The organism is Polymorphum gilvum SL003B-26A1 (assembly GCF_000192745.1).
GTDB lineage: Bacteria > Pseudomonadota > Alphaproteobacteria > Rhizobiales > Stappiaceae > Polymorphum > Polymorphum gilvum.
This window is the reverse complement of record NC_015259.1, coordinates 4478572-4498113: the sequence shown is the minus strand read 5'-3', so window position 1 is coordinate 4498113 and position 19542 is coordinate 4478572. Positions and strand designations below refer to the sequence as shown.

Here is a 19542-nt window from a genome sequence, read left to right as displayed (position 1 = left end):
AGACCGAGATCATGGCAACCAGCAAGATCACCGACGCGAGCTTCGAAGCCGACGTCCTCAAGTCCTCAGAGCCTGTCGTGGTAGACTTCTGGGCCGAATGGTGCGGTCCCTGCAAGATGATCGCTCCCGCGCTCGAAGAGATTTCCGAAGAGATGGCGGGCAAGGTGAAGATCGCCAAGCTGAACATCGACGAGAACCAGAACATGGCGATGAAATACGGCGTGCGCTCGATTCCGATGCTCATCCTGTTCAAGAACGGCGAGCCGATGGCTACCCAGGTCGGTGCGGCGCCGAAGGGCAAGATCGCCGACTGGATCAAGAACGCGCTGTGACAGACACGGCCGGCCGTCGGCCGGCCCCGTCTTCATGATGAGGCTGCCATCCCGGCGCGGTCGGAACGGCAGCGGGCCGGATCAGGGCATGGCTGGTCCTGAGCTGCAGGTCCGGCCGAAACCGTATGTGGTGAAAGAACGATGAGCGACGAGAACAAGATCGCGGACAGCCAGGAGCCCGAGGCGAGCGCGCAGGCTGCTGCCGGCGAAGCGGCCGAGGTCGATCCCGTCGAGGCGCTGCGCGCCGAGAACGCCGACCTCAGGGACCGTACGCTGCGCGTCATGGCGGAGATGGAGAACCTGCGCCGACGCACCGAGAAGGAAGTCAAGGATACCCGGCAGTTCGCCATCGCGGGCTTTGCCCGCGACATGCTGGCCGTGTCCGACAATCTCCGCCGGGCGCTCGACTCGCTGCCCGAGGACGCCCGCCAGAGCGCCGATGCCGGCCTCGTTGCCCTGATCGAGGGCGTCGAGATGACCGAACGCGAACTGCTCAACCAACTCGAGAAGCACGGCGTCAAGCAGCTCGATCCGTCCGGGCAGAAATTCGACCCGAACTTCCATCAGGCGATGTTCGAGATTCCCAACACCGAGGTGCCCAACAACACCGTGGTCCAGGTGGTGCAGGCCGGCTACGTCATCGGCGAGCGCGTTCTGCGGCCGGCCCTGGTCGGCGTTTCGAAGGGCGGTCCGAAGGACGCTGCGCAGCCCGCCGGCAATGCCCAGGGCGAAGCCGGCCAGACGGTCGACAAGAGCGCCTGACCCTCAACCTGAGTCCGATCCGACCGGTGCCTCTCGGGACGGGCTTTCTCGAGGCGGCCTCGATGGGCTAGCCTGATCGCGGCCGGCGGACCGCCGCAGGGCCACGGGAGGAAAGCCATGCTGCTGCTTCAGGTGCTGGACTATCTGGGCGTTGCCGTGTTCGCCGTCACCGGCGCCATCGTCGCCTCGCGCAAGGGCATGGATTTCATCGCCTTCCTGTTCTTCGCCACGATGACCGGCGTCGGCGGCGGCACGCTGCGCGACGTGCTGCTCGGCGTGCCGGTGTTCTGGACCCGCTCGGAAGGCTATCTGCTGGTCTGCGTCGGGGTCAGCGTGCTGATGTGGTTCGCCGCCCATGTCGTCGAAGGCTGGGGCAAGCCGCTGCGCTGGGCCGATGCGGTCGGCTTGTCGGCCTATTGCGTGATGGGCGCCGCCAAGACGCTGTCCGTCGGCGACATGCCGGTGGTGGCGGTGCTGATGGGCGTCTTTTCCGCGACCTTCGGCGGCATCCTGCGCGACGTGATCGCCGGCGATCCGTCGGCGATCGTCAAGCCGGAAATCTATGTCACGGCCGCCTTCGTCGGGGCCGGACTGTTCGTGGTGCTGAGCAGCCTGGGGCTGGACCTCTGGCCGGCGGCGATTGCCGGCGGGCTTGCCGCCTTCGTCCTGCGCGGCGGCGCGATCCAGTTCGGCTGGACCCTGCCGGGCTATGCGCCTCCGCCGAAGAGGGACTGAAAGAAGACCGGCTGAAGTCGGTTCGCGTGCCAATCAGCACGCGGGTCTGCTTCCGCGGTTCTGATCCTGTCCGGGGGCGCAGGCGCCCGACGGTTCAGGCGGCGTGACGGCTGTCGGGGGCCGGCAGAGTGGTCCTGACCTCGGCGATCTCGCGCAGATGGTCCGCCTCGCGGTGCCACTTGTCGGCTTCCGAGCGCTTCTGCCGAGCCTCGCGCCGCCACTTGCCCTGCCTTGCCCAGGTGGCGAGCCCGCCGACCAGGATGCCGACGCCGAGAGCGGCGAAGATCACCCAGAACAGCGGCACGTCGGTGACGGCCAGCCGCGGATCCTGCGGGTCGAACGGGTTGAGGGACAGGTGCACGGTGTGTCGGTTGGCCACCGACAGCGGCACCAGAACGATGGCGACCGCAACGAGGATCAGGGTCTTCAGGAAACGGGTCACGGCTGTCCCTCGCGCTTGTCCATGCCGGTCAGTCTTCGTCCTCGCCGTGGTCGACGCCACCGTTCAGGCGCTCGCGCATCTCCTTGCCGGTCTTGAAGAAGGGGACGTATTTCTCGTCCACATCGACCTTCTGGCCGGTTCTCGGATTGCGGCCGACGCGGGCCGGGCGGTTCTTGACCGAAAAGGCGCCGAAGCCCCTGAGCTCCACGCGGTCGCCGCGCATCAGGGCCTCGGTGATCTCGTCCAGGATCGCGTTCACGATGTTCTCCACATCTCGCTGATAGAGATGCGGGTTCTGTTCCGCGATGCGCTGGACCAACTCTGACTTGATCATTCGCCGCCCCCTCGTTGTGTAGAATTATTGGCCGCGTCGCGAGCGTGCCAAACCGAGACGAGACCGTCAAGCGTAAGGCTCGGTGAAATCAGTCCTTTCGCCCCTGAAAGGGCGTCGAGCGCGCCCTCCGCCAGACCGGCGCCGATGCTCCCGAACAGTTTCGAGGCGAAGGGAACGGACCCGGTCTCCGTTTTGGCTTTCCAGGTGATCACCGGCAGGTCCGCCTTCAGGCCCTTCTCCCTCGCCAGCCAGGCGATCGCGGCCTGTTCGCCGCCAAGCTCGTCGACGAGGCCGCTCTCCTTCGCGCGGAAGCCGGTGACGATGCTGCCGTCAGCGACCCTGCGGGCTGCCGTCTCGTCCAGGCCGCGCCGCTCGGCGACCAGGCGCACGAACCAGTCGTAGGATTCCCCGACCAGGGCCTCGAGCATCGCCCGGGCGTCCGGAGAGGCCTGCGAATAGAAATCCGGTTCGGCCTTCAGCGGGCCGCTCTTGACCGCATCCATGGCGACGCCGAGCGTGTCGAGAAGGCGCTCGATGTTGCCGAACTGGAACAGCACGCCGATCGAGCCGGTGATGGAATTGTGGCGCGCCACGACGTGGTCGGCGGCCAGGGCGACCATGTAGCCGGCCGACGTGCCGAGCGTGCGGATCTCGGCGACCATGGGCTTCTTGCCGGCCAGGTCGCGCAGGGCCTCGTAGAGCGCCTCGCCGCCGGTGGTGCTGCCGCCGGGCGAGTTGATCGACACGATGACGCCCTGCACCGCCCTGGACTTGCCGATCCCTGCGATCATCCTGCGCTGGTCGCGGTCGTCGAGGATGACGCCCTCAATCTCGATGCGGGCGATGTGGGCGGAGCGCTTCGTCGGTCCGTAGACGTCCGACAGGCTCACCAGCGCGGCGATCAGCGCCGCGGCGAGGATGACGAAGGCGGCGACCCGCCAGAAGGTCAGTTTGCGCCGCAGGCGGCGCCGGTCGACGATCGCATCGGCATCAAGGCTCATTGGATCCCACTCCCACAGGCTCGGCCGCTTCATCGCTACACAGGACGGAGCGGAATGGAAAGCCCAAATGCGGCCAACGTCTTGTGCGACCGGTTGTCCCGCCGTCGCAGGCGCCGCGGTGCGCGGCGGCGCGTTGTGCATCGCAGCGCCGGCCGCTATACCGGCCGGAGCGACAACGATGCCGGCGACGGGGAGCCGCCGGCCGGCCGCAGGGAGGATCCAGGATTGGCCAGGACGACTTTGTCGACGCTCGACCGGATAAAGGCGCAGGGCGAGCGCTTCGCCGTGCTGACGGCCTACGACGCCAGCTTTGCCGCCATGATGGGGCCGGCCGGCATCTCGGTGGTGCTCGTCGGCGACAGCCTGGGTATGGTCGTGCAGGGCCGCGGCGCGACGACGCCGGTAACGCTCGACGAGATGGTCTATCACACGCACTGCGTGGCACGCGGCATCGGCGAGGGCGCGGCCGACGCGCCGCTGATCATGGCCGACCTGCCGTTCATGACCTATGCGACGCCGCAGGACGCCGCCCGCTCGGCCGCCGCGCTGATGCGCGCGGGCGCCAGCGTCGTTAAGCTGGAAGGCGGCGCCTGGCTCGCCGACACGGTCTGCTTTCTCGCCGAGCGCGGCATTCCGGTCTGCGCCCACCTCGGTCTGACGCCGCAGACCACCGATATGCTCGGCGGCTACAAGGTGCAGGGCAAGACCGACGAGAGCGCGGCGCGGATCGTCTCCGAGGCGACGCTGCTCGACGCCGCCGGCGCGCGCCTGGTGCTGCTCGAATGCGTCCCGGACGCGGTCGGCAGGGCGGTGCGCGAGACCGTGGCGGCGCCGCTGATCGGCATCGGCGCCGGTCCGCACACCGACGCCCAGGTGCTGGTGCTGCACGACATGCTGGGCCTGTCGCCGGGACGCAAGGCACGCTTCGTCAAGAATTACCTCGCCGGCCGCGACAGCGCGCAGGCGGCCATCGCCGCCTTTGCCGAGGATGTGCGCTCTGGCGCCTATCCGGCGCCGGAGCATTGCTACGGCTAGACAACCTCGGTCAGGCGACCGTCAGGCCGCAGCCGGGACGCGCCGGCTGCGCAGGAGGATCCACAGGAACAGCAGCGTCGCGGCGACCGTCAGGATGGAGCCGAGGGCGGCGAAGGCGTCCGTGCCGCCCTTGAGCACCAGCACGATGCCGGGCACCATCAGCCACAGCCCGAGGGTCGCCAGCGCGAAATGGATCCTGGGCAGCAGACCTGCGCCGGCCTGCGGCACGAGGTGATAGAACAGGCCGAAGATCGCCATCATCACGAAGCCGACCAGGTTGAGATGGGCGTGGGCGGGCGCCAGCGTGTATTCGTGCGCCGCCGACATGTGCATGCCGAGGGCCATGCCGGCCAGAATGTACAGGATGCTCGATGCAAAGAACCAGAACGCAATGCCGCGCATGATGTGTCTCCCTCCAGGGGCGCGCGCATTTCTCGCGCAGGCGCCGTGACAATGGTCGAGCGGCGGGACTCCGTCCAAGATGTCCCGTGCCGGCCCGGAGGAGAGCCGTAATCCGGCCGGACCCAGCCGGTTGTGTCGGGGGTCACACTTGCGTCGAAACCGTGCGCGGCGGTGAGGCAGGGAAAACGGCGCCGGGCAAGAAAAAGGGCGGCCGGTGGCCACCCTCAGACGGCCGACAACCCTCCAGACGCATTATCCCGCGCGCAGCGAAGCGCAGATGAGGGATCGGTGAGCCGGGGCTCTCGGTCTCGTTCATCGAGACCATCGACGCCGCGGCTCTCCGGTTCCGGCTCGCGCTCCGCTTGGCCGGAATGACGCCGGAGAGGCTGCGGGTGTGTCAACACGTTGAAGGCGGCCCGAAGGCCGCCCTTTGTCGTTTCCGGCGCAGAGGCGCGCGCTTACTTGTCGACGCCGCCCCAGATCGCCTCGGCGGTCTGGACGACGAGTTCCAGCTTGCGGCGCTGGTCGTCGAACGTCAGCGCGTTGCCTTCCTCGGTCGAGGCGAAGCCGCACTGCGGCGCGATGCCGAGCTGGCCGATGTCGCAGAACCGCGACGCCTCCTCGAACTTCCGCTTGATGTCGTCGAGCTTCTCCAACTGCGGCGTCTTGGTGGTGATGAAGCCCGGCAGAACGCGCTTGTCGCCCTTCGGCAGCAGGCGCAGCGGCTCCAGCGAGCCGGCGCGCTCGGTGTCGTATTCCATGAAGTAGATGTCGATGCCGGTCTTGTTGAAGATGGCGTCGGCGGCGAGATCGTAGGCGCCTTCGGCGGCGTGGGTGGAGCGGAAGTTGCCGCGGCACAGGTGCATGCCGATCTTCATGTCGGCCGGGCGGTCCTTGATCGCCTCGTGCATCATCCAGGCGTAGCGGTCGATCAGCCAGTCCGGATCCTGACCGAGGGCCTTCTTGGCCTCGCGGTGCTTGGGGTCGCACAGATAGGCGAAGAAGATGTCGTCCATCTGCAGGTAGCGGCAGCCGGCGGCGTAGAACGCCTTCACGGCCTTGGCATAGGTGCTGGCCAGGTCCGCGAACAGGACGTCGAGGTCCTTGTACTCGGGCACCGTGATGTCCTTCGGGTCGGTGCGGAAGTGGCAGCAGGACGGGCCCGGGATCGAGATCTTCGGCTGCACCTTGGTGACCGTGGCGAGGTACTTGAAGTGCTCGAGCATCGGATGGTCGTCCGGAAAGTCGAGCTTGCTGGTGATTGTCGGCGACACGGCGCGCAGCTTGACGCCGGCGAACTGCACGCCCTGCTCCGGCGGGCGCTCGTCGAGATCGAGGCCGGTGAGCATGCCCATGAAGTCGTAGTGCCAGAACGAGCGGCGGATCTCGCCGTCGGTCACGCACTTCAGGCCGACCTCCTCCTGCATGCGGACGGCGTCGATGATCGCCTTGTCCTCTTCGCCCTTCAGTTCCTGGGCGGAGATCGACTTGTCGCCGTAATAGGCCTTGCGGGCCGCCTTGACGTTGTCCGGCCGCAGCAGGCTGCCGACGTGATCGGCGCGATAGGGCGCCCCGGTTACTGGCTTGGTCATTTCCGTCTCCCCGTTTCCGCGGCAGCTTGCTGGCCACGTCAAGATTCCGGCCCCTTTCCTATCGCGGCTCCGGGTGCCCGTAAAGGGTCACAAAAAAGCCCGGCGCGAGGCCGGGCTTTTCCGCATTCTTGCTGGCGGCGACGATCAGTCTTCGTCGCGCGCCTTGAGGGCCGCGCCCAGGATGTCGCCGAGCGAGGCACCCGAGTCGGACGAGCCGTACTGGGCGACCGCTTCCTTCTCCTCAGCGATTTCCAGCGCCTTGATGGAGACCGACACGCGGCGGGTCTTCTTGTCGAACTGCGTGACGCGGGCGTCGAACTTGTCGCCGATGGCAAAACGCTCGGGACGCTGTTCGGCACGCTCGCGCGACAGGTCGGCGCGGCGGACGAAGGCGGTCAGGTCGCTGTCGGCGATCTTCACTTCAAGGCCGCCGTCTTTCACCTCGATCACTTCGCAGGTGACGATGGCGTTCTTGCGGATCTCGCCGCCGGCGGCCGCCGACTCGAACGGATCGCCGCCGAGCTGCTTGATGCCGAGCGAGATACGTTCCTTGTCCACGTCGACGTCGAGCACCACGGCCTTGACCACGTCGCCCTTCTTGAACTCCTCGATGACCTGCTCGCCCGGACGGTTCCAGTCGAGGTCGGACAGGTGCACCATGCCGTCGACGTCGCCTTCCAGGCCGATGAACAGGCCGAACTCGGTCTTGTTCTTGACCTCGCCCTCGACCTCGGTGCCGACCGGGAAGCGCTCGGCGAAGGCATCCCACGGGTTCTGCAGGGTCTGCTTGAGGCCGAGCGAAATGCGGCGCTTGACCGGATCGACTTCCAGCACCATCACGTCGACTTCCTGCGAGGTCGACACGATCTTGCCCGGATGGACGTTCTTCTTGGTCCAGGACATCTCCGACACGTGGATCAAGCCTTCGATGCCCGGCTCCAGCTCGACGAAGGCACCGTAGTCGGTGATGTTGGTCACGCGGCCGGTGAACTTGGCGCCGATCGGGTACTTGGCCTCGATGCCGTCCCACGGATCCGTCTCGAGCTGCTTCATGCCGAGGCTGATGCGGTGGGTGTCCTGGTTGACGCGGATGATCTGCACGCGGACGGTCTGGCCGATGCTGAGCACTTCCGACGGATGGTTGATGCGGCGCCACGCGATGTCGGTGACGTGCAGCAGGCCGTCGATGCCGCCGAGGTCGACGAACGCACCGTAGTCGGTGATGTTCTTGACCACGCCTTCCACGGTCTGGCCCTCTTCCAGGCTCTGCACCAGTTCGGAGCGCTGCTCGGCGCGGGTCTCTTCGAGCACCACGCGGCGCGACACGACGATGTTGCCGCGGCGCTTGTCCATCTTGAGGATCTGGAACGGCTGCGGGGTGTGCATCAGCGGCGTGACGTCGCGCACCGGGCGGATGTCGACCTGCGAGCGCGGCAGGAAGGCCACGGCGCCGTCGAGGTCGACGGTGAAGCCGCCCTTGACCTGGTTGAAGATCTGGCCGGTGACCTTGTCGCCCTTCTCGAAGGACACTTCCAGACGCACCCAGCTTTCCTCGCGGCGCGCCTTCTCGCGCGACAGGACGGCTTCGCCGAGCGCGTTCTCGACGCGCTCGAGGTAGACCTCGACCTCGTCGCCGACCTTCAGTTCGCCGTCGCGGCCCTTGACGCCGAATTCCTTGAGCGGAACGCGGCCTTCGACCTTCAGGCCGACGTCGATGACGGCAAGGTCCTTCTCGATGGCGACGATGATGCCCTTGACGACGGCGCCCTCGTAAAGGTCGCTCGTCTCGAAGGACTCGTTCAGAAGGGCAGCAAAATCCTCGGTGGAGGGGTTCAGTTCGGTCATTGAAACTCCTGGAGCCATTCCTGGCGTGCGCCGGCCGGTTCGTGTTGCAGTCTGGATCCTGGCCTCCCGGGGAGCGCTGCTGCGGTCCCTGCCATCCTCGCGAAAGAATGGGCCGGCGGGGCGGGAGACGGGGATCCGGTCTCACCTTCGATGAAGACGGGCTGTCGGCCCGTCCCGGATTGTGTCTGGTGTCCCGGGAGGACGCGGTCCGGCCAATCCGGATCGGCGCCATCCAATACGGCCCGGCGGCGTGCCGCCGGCAGAGGTCCGGGTAAGGTCTCTGTTACGTATCGCAGGCTGCGGAAACGATATCCACAGCCGCCTGGAACGCCGCTTCTATATCCATTTCCGTCGTGTCAAGCAAGTGCGCGTCCGCCGCCGGTTTCATCGGTGCGACGCTGCGGCTGGCGTCGCGCTCATCGCGCCGCCTGAGGTCCTCCAGCACCGAAGCGAAGTCGGCCTCCGTGCCGTTGGCCAGCATCTCGTCGGTGCGTCGGCGCGCCCGCGCCTCCGCGGCGGCGGTGACGAACAGCTTCACCGCTGCATCCGGGCACACCACGGTGCCGATGTCGCGGCCGTCGAGCACCGCGCCGGGCGGGATGTGGGCGAAGGCGCGCTGCAGGCGCACCAGTTCCTCGCGCAGGCCCGGCAGCACCGCGATGCGCGAGGCGGCCTCGCCGATCTCGTGCGCCGACAGCACCGAACGGTCCATCACGCCGAGATCGAGGTGGCGGGCGATCTCGACCGCGACGGCCTCGTCGCCGAGCGGCAAGCCATTGGCGAGCAGGGCCGCGGCGACCGCCCGATAGGTCAGACCCGTGTCGAGGTGGCGCAGGCCGAAATGGGCGGCGAGGCGGCGGGCGAGCGTGCCCTTGCCGGAGGCGGCGGGTCCGTCGATGGCGATGATCATGCCGTCAGTCCTTCCCTGTCGGCGATGTCCGCGCCGAGCCCGGCGAACAGGCTGGTGAAGGTCGGGAAGGAGGTGGCGATGACCGCGCCGTCGTCGACGGTCACGGGCCGCTCGCCGGCCAGGCCGAGCACCAGAAAACTCATGGCGATGCGGTGGTCGAGATGGGTGGCGACGGTGCCGCCGCCGATGCGCCCGGCGCCGCCGGTCACGGTCAACTCGGCTTCGCCCTCGCGGCACGGCACGCCATTGGCTTCCAGGCCGCGTGCGACGGCCGCCAGCCGGTCGGATTCCTTCACCCGCAGTTCCTCCAGCCCCGGCATGTGGGTGTCGCCCTGCGCGAAGGCGGCCGCGACCGCCAGCACTGGATATTCGTCGATCATCGACGGCGCCCGCTCTGCCGGCACGGTGACTCCCTTCAGCCGGCTCGACCGGGCGCGGATGTCGCCGACCCGCTCGCCGCCGGCGCTGCGCTCGTTGAGGATCTCGATCTCGGCGCCCATCTCGAGCAGGGTGGCGATCAGGCCGGTCCTGTGCTCGTTGAGCAGCACGTTCTCCACCGTCACGTCAGAGCCCGGCACGATCAGCGCCGCCACGATCGGGAACGCCGCAGACGACGGGTCGCCGGGCACGTCGATGTCCTGTGGCTTCAACTCCGGCTGGCCCTTGAGACGGATCACCCGCGCGCCGGCATCGTCGAGCGTGACGGAGATGTCGGCGCCGAAGCCGGCGAGCATCTTCTCGGTGTGGTCGCGGGTAGCGACCGGCTCGACGACCGTGGTCTCGCCTGGCGCGTTGAGGCCGGCCAGCAGCACCGCCGACTTCACCTGCGCCGAGGGCATCGGCACCCGGTAGGTCAGCGGCAGGGCAACCTCCGGCCCGCGGATCGACAGCGGCAGGCGGTCGCCGGAGCGGGCGATCACGCTGGTGCCCATCTGGCGCAGCGGGTCGAGCACCCGGCCCATGGGCCGGCGCGACAGCGACGCATCGCCGACGAAGGTGGCGGCGATCGGATGGGTGCCGAGGATGCCCATGGTCAGCCGCACGCCGGTACCGGCGTTGCCGAAGTCGATCACGTGCTCGGGTTCCAGCAGGCTGCCGAGACCGGCGCCGTCGATCGCGTAGACGCCTTCCGCGCTGCGCTCGATGCGGGCGCCGACGGCGCGCATGGCGCCGGCCGTGTTGAGCACGTCCTCCGATTCGAGCAGCCCGCGCACGGTGGTGCGTCCGACGGCGAGGGCGCCGAACATCAGCGCCCGATGCGAGACGGACTTGTCGCCGGGCACGCGGATGCGCCCCTGGAGGGCGGAGCCGGCACGGGCGGTCATCGGCCGGGGCGACGAAACGTGGGACATTCTCACTTCCGGGGTTGCGGTCGTCGAAAAGTCGTTTCTCCTATCATGGGAGGTTCCGCTCGTCATCCGGCCCCGCATTGGGGAGCCGTTTTTTTGCTTGTACGGCGGATGAGTTTGCTTCAGACAACGGGACCGGCGAATTTGGCTTTGACAATGGGCAGTCCTGAGAGTAAGGGCGCCCGCTTGAAGGACGAACGAAGGGTAGCACGGTGGCAAAACCTGAACTCGGCACGAAGCGGCTCTGCCCCAGCTGTGGCGCCAAATACTACGATCTCAACCGCGACCCGATCACCTGCCCGAAATGCGGCACGATCTTCGACGTCGTCTCCTCCGCCCGGGCCGTCAAGGCCTCCCGCGTCATCGAGACCGAGGAAGAGGACGAGGAGGAGGACATTGCGGCGCCCGAACTGGTGACGCTCGAAGAGGCGGACGCCGAGGCTGAGGGCGACGGGGTGCCGGAACTGGAGGACGAAGAGGACCTCGGCGACGACACCGCGGAGGACATCTTCATCGACGACGAGGACGAGGACGACGAATCCGTGCCGGGAATCGTCCTGGAGGTCGACGACGACACCGACCGGTAGGACCGGCATTTCCGGCCGCCCTCAGGGCGACCGGATTGTCCACAGGGGCTTTTTCGATTTCGGTCGGAATTCCTCTTGATCAACGCGGACGGCCCGACTATAACCCGCCCGCATCGACGCCGGTCACCCAAGCCGGCTGACGAAATTCGGGGCCATAGCTCAGTTGGGAGAGCGCTTGAATGGCATTCAAGAGGTCGTCGGTTCGATTCCGATTGGCTCCACCATCTTCCCGGATCTGATCCGGCACAAGGCAGGCCCGGCGTAGCACCGGCCTGCCTTTTGGTTCCCGGTCGGCGCAGGCTTCCCCTGCCGGACGTAGCGCCGAGATCGCCGTGTCCCCGCCTGTCCTGCCTGTCCTGGCCTGCCTGCTCTGGCCTGTCTGTGCCGGCGAAAGCGGGATAGGATGCGGCAAACCGCGACCGGAGATCCCATGAGCGCCGTCTTCCTGCCCTTCGACCTCGACGCCGTCACACCCGAGGAGGACGCGCCGGCTCCCGACAGGGTGCTGGCCGGCGATCCGCGCTTCACCACCTGGCTGGTCGAGGCGCGCGACGGCGACACGCTGTTTGCCGGCGTGTGGCAGGCAACGCCGGGCAAGTGGCGGATCTCCTACGACGAATGGGAGTTCTGCTCGATCCTCTCCGGCCGTTCGGTCGTCACCGGCGCCGACGGCGTCGCCCGCGAGCTGAAGCCCGGCGACAGCTTCGTCCTCCGGCCCGGCTTTTCCGGTACGTGGGAAGTGCTCGAGACGACCCGCAAGCTGTTCGTCATCCGCCTCTATCCCTGATCTGCCAGCATCCGGGCAAGTTCTTGAAAGTCATCGGGATCCTGGCTCCGGCCGACGGTCAGCCACAGCCCGGCCGGCCGCGTCATCGAATGTTCATGTGAGCGACATCGCGCTTTCATATGAAATGCCTACCAAGCCGGGGCGTTCCGAACCGAGCTGCGCGCGCGATCCGGCGCGGCCGTGCGGACCGCATGCAGCCAAGGGGCGTCTGCCCCGGTACCTGGGAGCAAGATTCAGATGGCTTATCGCAACATCGTTGCCGGTCTCGTCGCTGCGGCGGCCATGGCCGGCACCTCGACCGCCGCGCTCGCGGTCACCGAGATCGCCTGGTGGCACGCCATGGGCGGCGAACTCGGCGCCAAGCTGGAAGAGATCGTCGCCGGCTACAACGCCTCGCAGGGCGACTATAAGGTCGTGCCGGTCTACAAGGGCAACTACGCCGAGACCATGACCGCCGCGATCGCCGCCTTCCGCGCCGGCGAGCAGCCGCACATCGTCCAGGTGTTCGAGGTCGGCACCGGCACCATGATGGCCGCCAAGGGCGCCATTTATCCGGTTTACCAGCTGATGGCGGACGCCGGCGAGCCGTTCGAGCCGAAGGACTACCTGCCGGCGGTGGTCGGCTACTACACCGACACCGACGGCAACATGCTGTCGATGCCGTTCAACTCGTCGACCCCGGTCCTCTACTACAACAAGGACGTCTTCGCGAAGGCGGGCCTCGATCCGGAAACGCCGCCGAAGACCTGGGAAGAACTCGAGCAGTTCTCCGCCAAGATCATGGACAGCGGCGCGGCCAAGTGCGGCTTCACCACCGGCTGGATCTCCTGGGTCCAGCTCGAGAATTTCTCCGCCTGGCACAACCAGCCGATCGGCACCCTGGAGAACGGCTTCGGCGGTCTGAAGACCGAGCTGACCGTCAACGGCCCGGCCCAGGTCAAGCACTGGACCAACCTGAAGAAGTGGCAGGACGCCGGTGTTTTCCAGTACGGCGGTCCGGTCGGCGGCAATGACGCGCCGCCGAAGTTCTACGCGCAGGAATGCGCCATGTACATGAACTCCTCCGCCTCGCGCGCGGGCGTGGTCGCCAATGCCAAGGACTTCCAGGTCGGCATGGGCATGCTGCCCTATTACGCCGACGTCGACGGCGCGCCGCAGAACTCGATCATCGGCGGCGCCACCTTGTGGGTGCTGCAGGGCAAGGCGGACGCCGAATACAAGGGCGTGGCCAACTTCTTCAGCTACCTGTCCTCGGCCGAAGTACAGGCCGCCTGGCACCAGGCGACCGGCTACCTGCCGATCACCCAGGCCGCCTACGACCTGAGCAAGTCGCAGGGCTTCTACGAGAAGAACCCGGGGGCCGACGTGTCGATCGAGCAGATCACCTTCAAGGCCCCGACCGCCAACTCCAAGGGCCTGCGCTTCGGCAGCTACGTGCAGATCCGCACCATCATCGACGAGGAGTTCGAGCAGCTTTTGAGCGGCGCCAAGACCGCGCAGCAGGCGCTCGACGATCTGGTCAAGCGCGGTAACGTGCTGATCCGCGAGTTCGAGAAGGCCAACGAGGGCTGAGCCCTTTCCGGCTGCACGCGCCCGCGCCGGTTTCCGGCGCGGGCGTCGCCATTCGCGTGCCGCGAGCGATTCCGGCCGCGGCCCCGGATCGGCTCCCTGATCGGCCCCCAGACCGGATCTCCCGATGCAGACCAAGCGCACCGTCTTTCCCAACCGCGTGCTGCCCTACGCGCTGCTGCTGCCGCAGCTGGCAGTCACGGCGGTGTTCTTCTTCTGGCCGGCCGGACAGGCCGTCTGGCAGTCGTTCCTGCGCGAGGATGCCTTCGGCTTCAGGACCACCTTCGTCGGCCTCGAGAACTACGCCCGCCTGCTCGCCGACCCGACCTACTTGAACGCGCTGTCGGTGACCGCGGTGTTCGCGACATCGACCGCGGCGCTGTCGCTGCTGCTGGCGCTGGTGCTGGCGGTCGCCGTCGACCGCCTGGTGAAGACCGCCGGCGTCTACACGACCCTGCTGCTGTGGCCCTATGCGGTCGCCCCGGCCGTCGCCGGCATCCTGTGGTGGTTCCTGTTCAACCCGACCATCGGCCTGTTGCCCTACCTGATGGACATGGTCGGCTACCGCTGGAACCACAGCCTCAACAAGACCGATGCCATGATCCTGGTCATCCTTGCGGCGAGCTGGAAGCAGGTCTCCTACAACTTCCTGTTCTTCCTCGCCGGCCTGCAGTCGATCCCCGCGTCGCTGCGCGAAGCGGCGGCCATCGACGGCGCCGGCCCGGTCAAGCGCTTCTTCACCATCACCCTGCCGCTGCTGTCGCCGACCAGCTTCTTCCTGCTGGTGGTCAACATCGTCTATGCCATGTTCGACACCTTCCCGATCATCGACGCGACCACCGAGGGCGGACCGGCCCAGTCGACCAACGTTCTGGTCTACAAGGTCTATGTCGACGGCTTCGTCGGCCTCAACCTCGGCTCCTCCGCAGCCCAGTCGGTCGTGTTGATGGCGGTCGTGATCGCGCTCACCGTCATCCAGTTCCGCTTCGTCGAGCGGCGCGTGGCCTATTGAGGAGACCGGATCGTGGTCGAGAACAGGCCCTGGCTCACCGCCCTTGCCCATCTGGTGCTGATCGCCGGCGTCGTCGTCGTCGCCTTCCCGGTCTATGTCGCGCTGATCGCATCCACGCGCGGCGCCTTCGACTTCATGTCCGGCGTCGTGCCGCTGCTGCCCGGCCCGCATGCGGCGGAAAACTACCTGACCATGCTGAATTCGGGCATCAGCACCTCGGGCGCACCGCCGCTGGCGCCGATGATGCTGAACTCGCTGGTCATGGCGCTGGTCATCGCGTCGGGCAAGATCGCCATCTCGATCCTGTCCGCCTTCGCCATCGTCTATTTCCGCTTTCCCTTCCGCCAGGCAGCCTTCTGGATGATCTTCGTCACTCTGATGCTGCCGGTCGAGGTGCGCATCCTGCCGACCTTCAAGGTCGTCGCCGACCTCGGCATGCTGAACAGCTACGCCGGCCTGACCGTGCCGCTGATCGCCTCGGCGACGGCGACTTTCCTGTTCCGCCAGTTTTTCCTGACCGTGCCGGACGAACTGATGGAGGCGGCGCGGGTCGACGGCGCCGGACCGATGAAGTTCTTTCGCGACATCCTGCTGCCGCTCAGCCGCACCAACATGGCCGCGCTGTTCGTCATCCTCTTCATCTACGGCTGGAACCAGTACCTGTGGCCGCTGCTGGTGACCACCGACACCGGCTACTACACCATCGTCATGGGCATCAAGCGCATGGCCGATGTCGCCGATGCCTATCCGCAGTGGAACGTCGTCATGGCGGCCGCCGTACTCGCCATGCTACCGCCGGTCGTGGTGGTGGTCGCCATGCAGAAGTTGTTCGTCAAAGGCCTCGTGGAAACGGAAAAATAACATGGCAACGATCACCCTCGACCAGGTGCGCAAGGTCTATGCGGGCAACGTGGAGGCGGTGAAGGGCGTCTCCCTCGACATCGCCGACGGCGAGTTCATCGTTCTGGTCGGCCCGTCCGGTTGCGGCAAGTCGACCCTGCTCAGGATGATCGCCGGACTGGAGGCGATCTCGGCCGGCGACGTGAGGATCGGCGATCGTGTCGTCAACAGGATCGACCCGGCCGAGCGGGACATCGCCATGGTGTTCCAGAACTACGCCCTCTATCCGCACATGACCGTCTACAACAACCTCGCCTACGGCCTGAAGAACCGCGGCGTGAAGCGCGACGAGATCGACCGGCGCGTGAAGAAGGCGGCAGACATCCTGGAAATCGGCGCCTTTCTCGATCGCAAGCCGCGGGCGCTTTCCGGCGGCCAGCGCCAGCGCGTCGCCATGGGTCGCGCCATCGTGCGTGAACCGGCGGCGTTCCTGTTCGACGAGCCGCTGTCCAACCTCGACGCCAAGCTGCGCGTGCAGATGCGCGTCGAGATCAAGCGCCTGCAGAAGGCGCTTGGCACGACCAGCGTTTACGTCACCCACGACCAGCTGGAGGCAATGACGCTGGCGGACCGGCTGGTGGTGATCAACGGCGGGATCATCGAGCAGGTCGGCGCGCCGATCGACGTCTACGACCGCCCCGCCTCGACCTTCGTTGCCGGCTTCATCGGGTCGCCGGCGATGAACCTTGTGCCGGTGCATGCCGCTGACGGCCGCCTGCGCGTGGAGGCCGGCGACGGCCTCGACGCCGCGGCGCCGGCCGGGGTGGACCGGGCTGTCCTCGGCGTCCGGCCCGAACACCTGCATATCGTGCCGGACCGTCCGGTCGAGACCGACGGCGTCGTCCTGGACCTCGAGGTCGCCGCGGTCGAGCCGGTCGGTGCGGAGAGTTTCGTCCACGGACGTCTCGGCGCCGGCGGACCCGAACTCGTGGTGCGCGCGCCAAGTGCGGCCCGCTACGAGCATGGCGCCAGGATCCTGCTCCACGCGCCGGCATCCGCCCTGCATCTGTTCGATCGCGCCACCGGCCGCCGTCTCGACGCCTGAGCCGACTGAGCGCTCCGGGCCGGCGTGTCCGGCCGGACCGGTCAGGCCGATTTCAGCGCCTTCAACCGCAGCATGGCGACAATGCCGAGGGCCGGACCGACTGCCATGATCAGGAACACGCCGGGCCAGCCGATCTGTCCGGCCAGGACCGGCGTCGCCTGCACCGTGAGGAAGGTCAGGGCGAAGCCGAGCGCGGTCTGGAAAGTCATCAGGCTGCCGGCCCTGTCCGCGGGCGAATGATCGGCGACCAGCGCCGAGAACTGCGCGGAGTCGGGCAGGATCGCGGCACCCCAGACCAGCACGCACAGGATTGTCAGCCAGGGCGGTCCACCGAAGCTGGCGGCGCTCGCCACCGCGGCCGAGGCGCTCGCCGTGAGCGCGATCAGGGCGATGGTCTCTTTGCCGGCGCGGTCGGCGTACAGGCCGCCGATGATGCAGGCGACGCCGCCGGCGGCGATGGCGGAGAAGGCGACCAGGCGTCCGAGGGCGACCGCCTCGGCCTCGGCCATATGCGCGGCGAAGGACCCCGTGAGGGCAAGCCCGATCCATGCCCACATGGCATAGAGCTCCCACATGTGGCCGAGATAGCCGGCATAGGCGAGGCGGATCTTGCGGTTGCTCCAGGCGAGGCCGATGGCGCGGATGTCGAAGCGGGCCGCGGTGCCGTGATGGGGCCCGAGCCCGGCGGCGAGACACAGCAGGCCGCCGCCGGCGGCCGCGAACGAGGCGGCGCCGACCGCCCATCGCCAGTCCGTGCCGCCGGCGAGCGCGAGCAGATGCGGTGCAGCCGAACCGAAGGTGAGCGCGCCAACCAGCGTCCCGACCAGGAAGCCCCGGTCCTCCCGACCCCAGCCGACGGCGATCTTGAGCCCGACCGGATAGACCCCGGCGAGCAGCGCGCCGGTGGCGAAGCGGGCCAGGATGGCAGCATTGCCGCCGGGCTCCAGCGTCAGCAGTGCCGCGTTGGCGAGGGCGGCGGTGACGGCGCACAGCGCGAACAGCCGGCGCGGATCGAAGCGGTCGGGCAGGCCGAGGATCGCCGAGGCGAGGGCTCCGACGACGAAACCGGCCTGCACCGCGCTTGACAGCGCCGCCTGGCGCAGGGCCGAGAAGGGATGTTCGGCGATCATGTCCGGCAGGATCGCGGCGGATATGAACCACAGGCTCATGCCGGCGATCTCCGCCACCATCAGGATCGACAGGGCCCGCGCCTTGGCGCCGTGCGACGCGACGGGCATCAGGCGCCGGCGTCCAGTCGCAGCTGCGCGCGCAGCCGCTTCGGCAGCGTTGCGGCGACGAGGTTATGGGCGGCGGCGAGATAAGACCTGAGATCGTCGTCGCCGAGCGCGTCGGACGTCTGCATCTGCACCCATTTGGCCCGGGCGAGATAGGGCGCCGGGGCGAATCCGTCCTGCTGGACCAGCAGCGCATAGGACAGGTCGGAGCACTTGAAGCTGATCCGCTCGCCGGCGCCTGCGTCCCAGCTCGAGCAGATCGCGAAGATCTTGCCGCCGACCTTCCACACCGAGGCGCCACCCCACTGGATGACATGGGTGGCGGCGGGAAGCACGGCACACCAGGCGTCGAACTCGGATCGGGTCATCGGGGTCCTTTGACGGGGAAGAGGTCTGGCAACACCCTGCCTGCGCCGCGGCGCCGGTGCAACCGCCGTTTCACCCGGTTGCCAGCAGCGCGACGCCGGCGACGATCACGCCCGCCCAGGGCAGCCGCCGGCGCAGGTGGCCTTCGCCGAGCAGGATGGAGCCGGCGACGACGGTGAGCAGCACGCTGAGTTCGCGGGTCGGCGCCACGTAGACGACCGGCGTGAAGATCAGCGCGTGCAGCACGAGGATATAGGCGAGCGGGTTGAACAGGGCGATGGCGACGACGCCGCCGCGATGGTTGCGCCAGTGTTGCGCCATCAACTGCCGCCGCCGCATGGCGAGCGGGGCGAGCAGGACGATCCGCCCGCAGGTCGACACATAATCGAGCAGCAGCGGCGGAATGGCGAGGGCGGCGACGGCATGCGCGTCCCACACGGTATAGCTGCCGATCAGCAGGCCTGCGCCCAGGCCGAAGCCGATCGAGGCGACGACGGACCGCACGCTACGCCGGATCCCGCCGGTCAGGAACAGCACGCCGACGATCACCGCGAGGCCGCCGAGGGCGATCTGGCCGCTGATCCGTTCGCCCAGGAAGGCGACGGCAAAGCCCGTCGACAGGAGCGGCCCGGTCGCCCGCGCGACCGGATAGACCAGCGACAGGTCGCCGACGCGATAACCCCGCTGCAGGAGGAGGAAATAGGCGAGGTGGAGCACGGTGCTGCCGGCGAGGAAGCCGATCTGCTCCGGTCCGAACTCCGGCGCGGCCGTGACCAGGAGGTAGAGCGCCAGCGGCATGTAGAGCACGACGGAGACGACGGAGAACAGCCAGACCAGTTCCGGCCCGCCGCCGATCCGCTTGACGAAGAAGTTCCAGGTCGCGTGGCAGAAGGCTGCGGCAAGAACGAGAGTCAATCCGAACAAGGACATGCGTGACACCTGAGAGCGGCAAGGTTGAAGACGCGCGCCGCCGCGCCCCGCCATCTCTCTGGATAACGACGGGGACGGGTCGGACCGACCTGAAATCGTCGTGACCGGTTCGAAGAACCGCAGCGGGATGCGGGCGGAAAACCGCGCGCAGCTGTCCCCATCCCGCCAGGGTCTCGGTGCCTTTCAGGTGTCTGACTGTCGGGGCTCATATCGGCGCTCGGTTCTGCCCGGCTTTGCCGGCGGAACCCCCTGGCCGCACATGGTTGGGCAGGCGGATACTAGACGCCCGCGACGCGTCGTCAAGCCGGCTTGCTAGCCGCGCAGGGTCGCTTGAAACCTTGTCCCCCAGTTGCCATATTCCAGTTCGAAACG

Annotated in this window: 21 protein-coding genes and 1 tRNA gene; 11 read left to right on the top strand and 11 right to left on the bottom strand. The window is 67.6% G+C overall.

What is annotated here, in order from left to right:
- Positions 1 to 11 precede the first annotated feature (11 nt).
- The 3 genes from trxA (at position 12) to SL003B_RS21155 (ending at position 1829) form a co-directional block, all read left to right on the top strand.
- Positions 12 to 332: a thioredoxin gene (gene trxA, locus SL003B_RS21165; protein ID WP_013654910.1), complete on the top strand. Its 321-nt coding sequence runs from the start codon at positions 12 to 14 to the stop codon at positions 330 to 332.
- Between the two features lie 141 nt (positions 333 to 473).
- Positions 474 to 1094: a nucleotide exchange factor GrpE gene (gene grpE / locus SL003B_RS21160; RefSeq protein WP_013654909.1), complete on the top strand. Its 621-nt coding sequence runs from the start codon at positions 474 to 476 to the stop codon at positions 1092 to 1094.
- Between the two features lie 117 nt (positions 1095 to 1211).
- Positions 1212 to 1829, top strand: coding sequence for a trimeric intracellular cation channel family protein (locus tag SL003B_RS21155; protein ID WP_013654908.1), 618 nt, complete (start codon positions 1212 to 1214; stop codon positions 1827 to 1829).
- 94 nt (positions 1830 to 1923) lie between these two features.
- On the opposite strand, the gene SL003B_RS21150 is transcribed toward SL003B_RS21155, so the two are convergent.
- Genes SL003B_RS21150 through sppA form a run of 3 tightly spaced genes read right to left on the bottom strand, consistent with a single transcriptional unit; the run spans position 1924 to position 3606 of the window.
- Positions 1924 to 2271 carry a lipopolysaccharide assembly protein LapA domain-containing protein gene (locus tag SL003B_RS21150; protein ID WP_013654907.1) on the bottom strand — a complete coding sequence of 116 codons (348 nt, stop codon included), beginning with the start codon at positions 2269 to 2271 and terminating at the stop codon, positions 1924 to 1926.
- 28 nt (positions 2272 to 2299) lie between these two features.
- Positions 2300 to 2605, bottom strand: a complete 306-nt coding sequence (locus tag SL003B_RS21145; protein WP_013654906.1) for an integration host factor subunit beta — start codon at positions 2603 to 2605, stop codon at positions 2300 to 2302.
- The gene (gene sppA, locus SL003B_RS21140) at positions 2602 to 3606 is read right to left on the bottom strand and encodes a signal peptide peptidase SppA (protein WP_013654905.1); all 1005 of its coding nucleotides are present in this window, start codon (positions 3604 to 3606) and stop codon (positions 2602 to 2604) included. The genes SL003B_RS21145 and sppA overlap by 4 nt, the downstream gene beginning before the upstream one ends.
- Positions 3607 to 3831: 225 nt before the next feature.
- On the opposite strand from sppA, the gene panB reads away from it, so the two are divergent.
- Complete coding sequence (gene panB / locus SL003B_RS21135; protein WP_041376371.1) at positions 3832 to 4641, top strand: 3-methyl-2-oxobutanoate hydroxymethyltransferase; 810 nt, start codon at positions 3832 to 3834, stop codon at positions 4639 to 4641.
- Between the two features lie 21 nt (positions 4642 to 4662).
- On the opposite strand, the gene SL003B_RS21130 is transcribed toward panB, so the two are convergent.
- The 5 genes from SL003B_RS21130 to aroA form a co-directional block, all read right to left on the bottom strand.
- The gene (locus SL003B_RS21130) at positions 4663 to 5043 is read right to left on the bottom strand and encodes a hypothetical protein (RefSeq protein WP_013654903.1); all 381 of its coding nucleotides are present in this window, start codon (positions 5041 to 5043) and stop codon (positions 4663 to 4665) included.
- 458 nt (positions 5044 to 5501) lie between these two features.
- Entirely contained in the window at positions 5502 to 6635 is a 1134-nt protein-coding gene (locus tag SL003B_RS21125) for a 5-methyltetrahydropteroyltriglutamate--homocysteine S-methyltransferase (RefSeq protein WP_013654902.1), read from the bottom strand.
- Positions 6636 to 6779: 144 nt separating this feature from the next.
- A complete protein-coding gene (gene rpsA, locus SL003B_RS21120; protein ID WP_013654901.1) occupies positions 6780 to 8480 on the bottom strand; it encodes a 30S ribosomal protein S1 in 1701 nt (566 codons plus the stop codon).
- A 283-nt stretch (positions 8481 to 8763) separates the two neighbouring features.
- Positions 8764 to 9390 (bottom strand): (d)CMP kinase, encoded by a 627-nt coding sequence (cmk, locus tag SL003B_RS21115; RefSeq protein WP_013654900.1) that lies wholly within the window; start codon positions 9388 to 9390, stop codon positions 8764 to 8766.
- Positions 9387 to 10742 carry a 3-phosphoshikimate 1-carboxyvinyltransferase gene (aroA, locus tag SL003B_RS21110; protein ID WP_013654899.1) on the bottom strand — a complete coding sequence of 452 codons (1356 nt, stop codon included), beginning with the start codon at positions 10740 to 10742 and terminating at the stop codon, positions 9387 to 9389. Before aroA ends, cmk begins: the two co-directional genes overlap by 4 nt.
- 209 nt (positions 10743 to 10951) lie before the next feature.
- On the opposite strand from aroA, the gene SL003B_RS21105 reads away from it, so the two are divergent.
- From SL003B_RS21105 to SL003B_RS21075, 7 genes are all read left to right on the top strand, one after another.
- Positions 10952 to 11326, top strand: a complete 375-nt coding sequence (locus SL003B_RS21105) for a TIGR02300 family protein (protein ID WP_013654898.1) — start codon at positions 10952 to 10954, stop codon at positions 11324 to 11326.
- 148 nt (positions 11327 to 11474) lie between these two features.
- Positions 11475 to 11550, top strand: a tRNA-Ala gene (locus tag SL003B_RS21100).
- Positions 11551 to 11756: 206 nt separating this feature from the next.
- Entirely contained in the window at positions 11757 to 12113 is a 357-nt protein-coding gene (locus SL003B_RS21095) for a cupin domain-containing protein (RefSeq protein ID WP_013654897.1), read from the top strand.
- Positions 12114 to 12350: 237 nt separating this feature from the next.
- Positions 12351 to 13685, top strand: a complete 1335-nt coding sequence (gene ugpB, locus SL003B_RS21090) for a sn-glycerol-3-phosphate ABC transporter substrate-binding protein UgpB (protein WP_013654896.1) — start codon at positions 12351 to 12353, stop codon at positions 13683 to 13685.
- 124 nt (positions 13686 to 13809) lie between these two features.
- Positions 13810 to 14694: a sn-glycerol-3-phosphate ABC transporter permease UgpA gene (gene ugpA, locus SL003B_RS21085; RefSeq protein ID WP_013654895.1), complete on the top strand. Its 885-nt coding sequence runs from the start codon at positions 13810 to 13812 to the stop codon at positions 14692 to 14694.
- A 12-nt stretch (positions 14695 to 14706) separates the two neighbouring features.
- Entirely contained in the window at positions 14707 to 15555 is an 849-nt protein-coding gene (gene ugpE / locus SL003B_RS21080; protein WP_013654894.1) for a sn-glycerol-3-phosphate ABC transporter permease UgpE, read from the top strand.
- A 1-nt stretch (position 15556) separates the two neighbouring features.
- Positions 15557 to 16639, top strand: a complete 1083-nt coding sequence (locus SL003B_RS21075) for a sn-glycerol-3-phosphate import ATP-binding protein UgpC (protein ID WP_013654893.1) — start codon at positions 15557 to 15559, stop codon at positions 16637 to 16639.
- A gap of 41 nt (positions 16640 to 16680) precedes the next feature.
- On the opposite strand, the gene SL003B_RS21070 is transcribed toward SL003B_RS21075, so the two are convergent.
- The 3 genes from SL003B_RS21070 to SL003B_RS21060 form a co-directional block, all read right to left on the bottom strand.
- Positions 16681 to 17877, bottom strand: a complete 1197-nt coding sequence (locus SL003B_RS21070) for an MFS transporter (protein WP_013654892.1) — start codon at positions 17875 to 17877, stop codon at positions 16681 to 16683.
- On the bottom strand, positions 17877 to 18242 hold the full coding sequence (locus SL003B_RS21065) for an MmcQ/YjbR family DNA-binding protein (RefSeq protein WP_013654891.1): 366 nt from the start codon (positions 18240 to 18242) through the stop codon (positions 17877 to 17879). The genes SL003B_RS21070 and SL003B_RS21065 overlap by 1 nt, the downstream gene beginning before the upstream one ends.
- A 70-nt stretch (positions 18243 to 18312) precedes the next feature.
- The gene (locus SL003B_RS21060) at positions 18313 to 19170 is read right to left on the bottom strand and encodes a DMT family transporter (protein ID WP_013654890.1); all 858 of its coding nucleotides are present in this window, start codon (positions 19168 to 19170) and stop codon (positions 18313 to 18315) included.
- Positions 19171 to 19542: the final 372 nt, after the last annotated feature.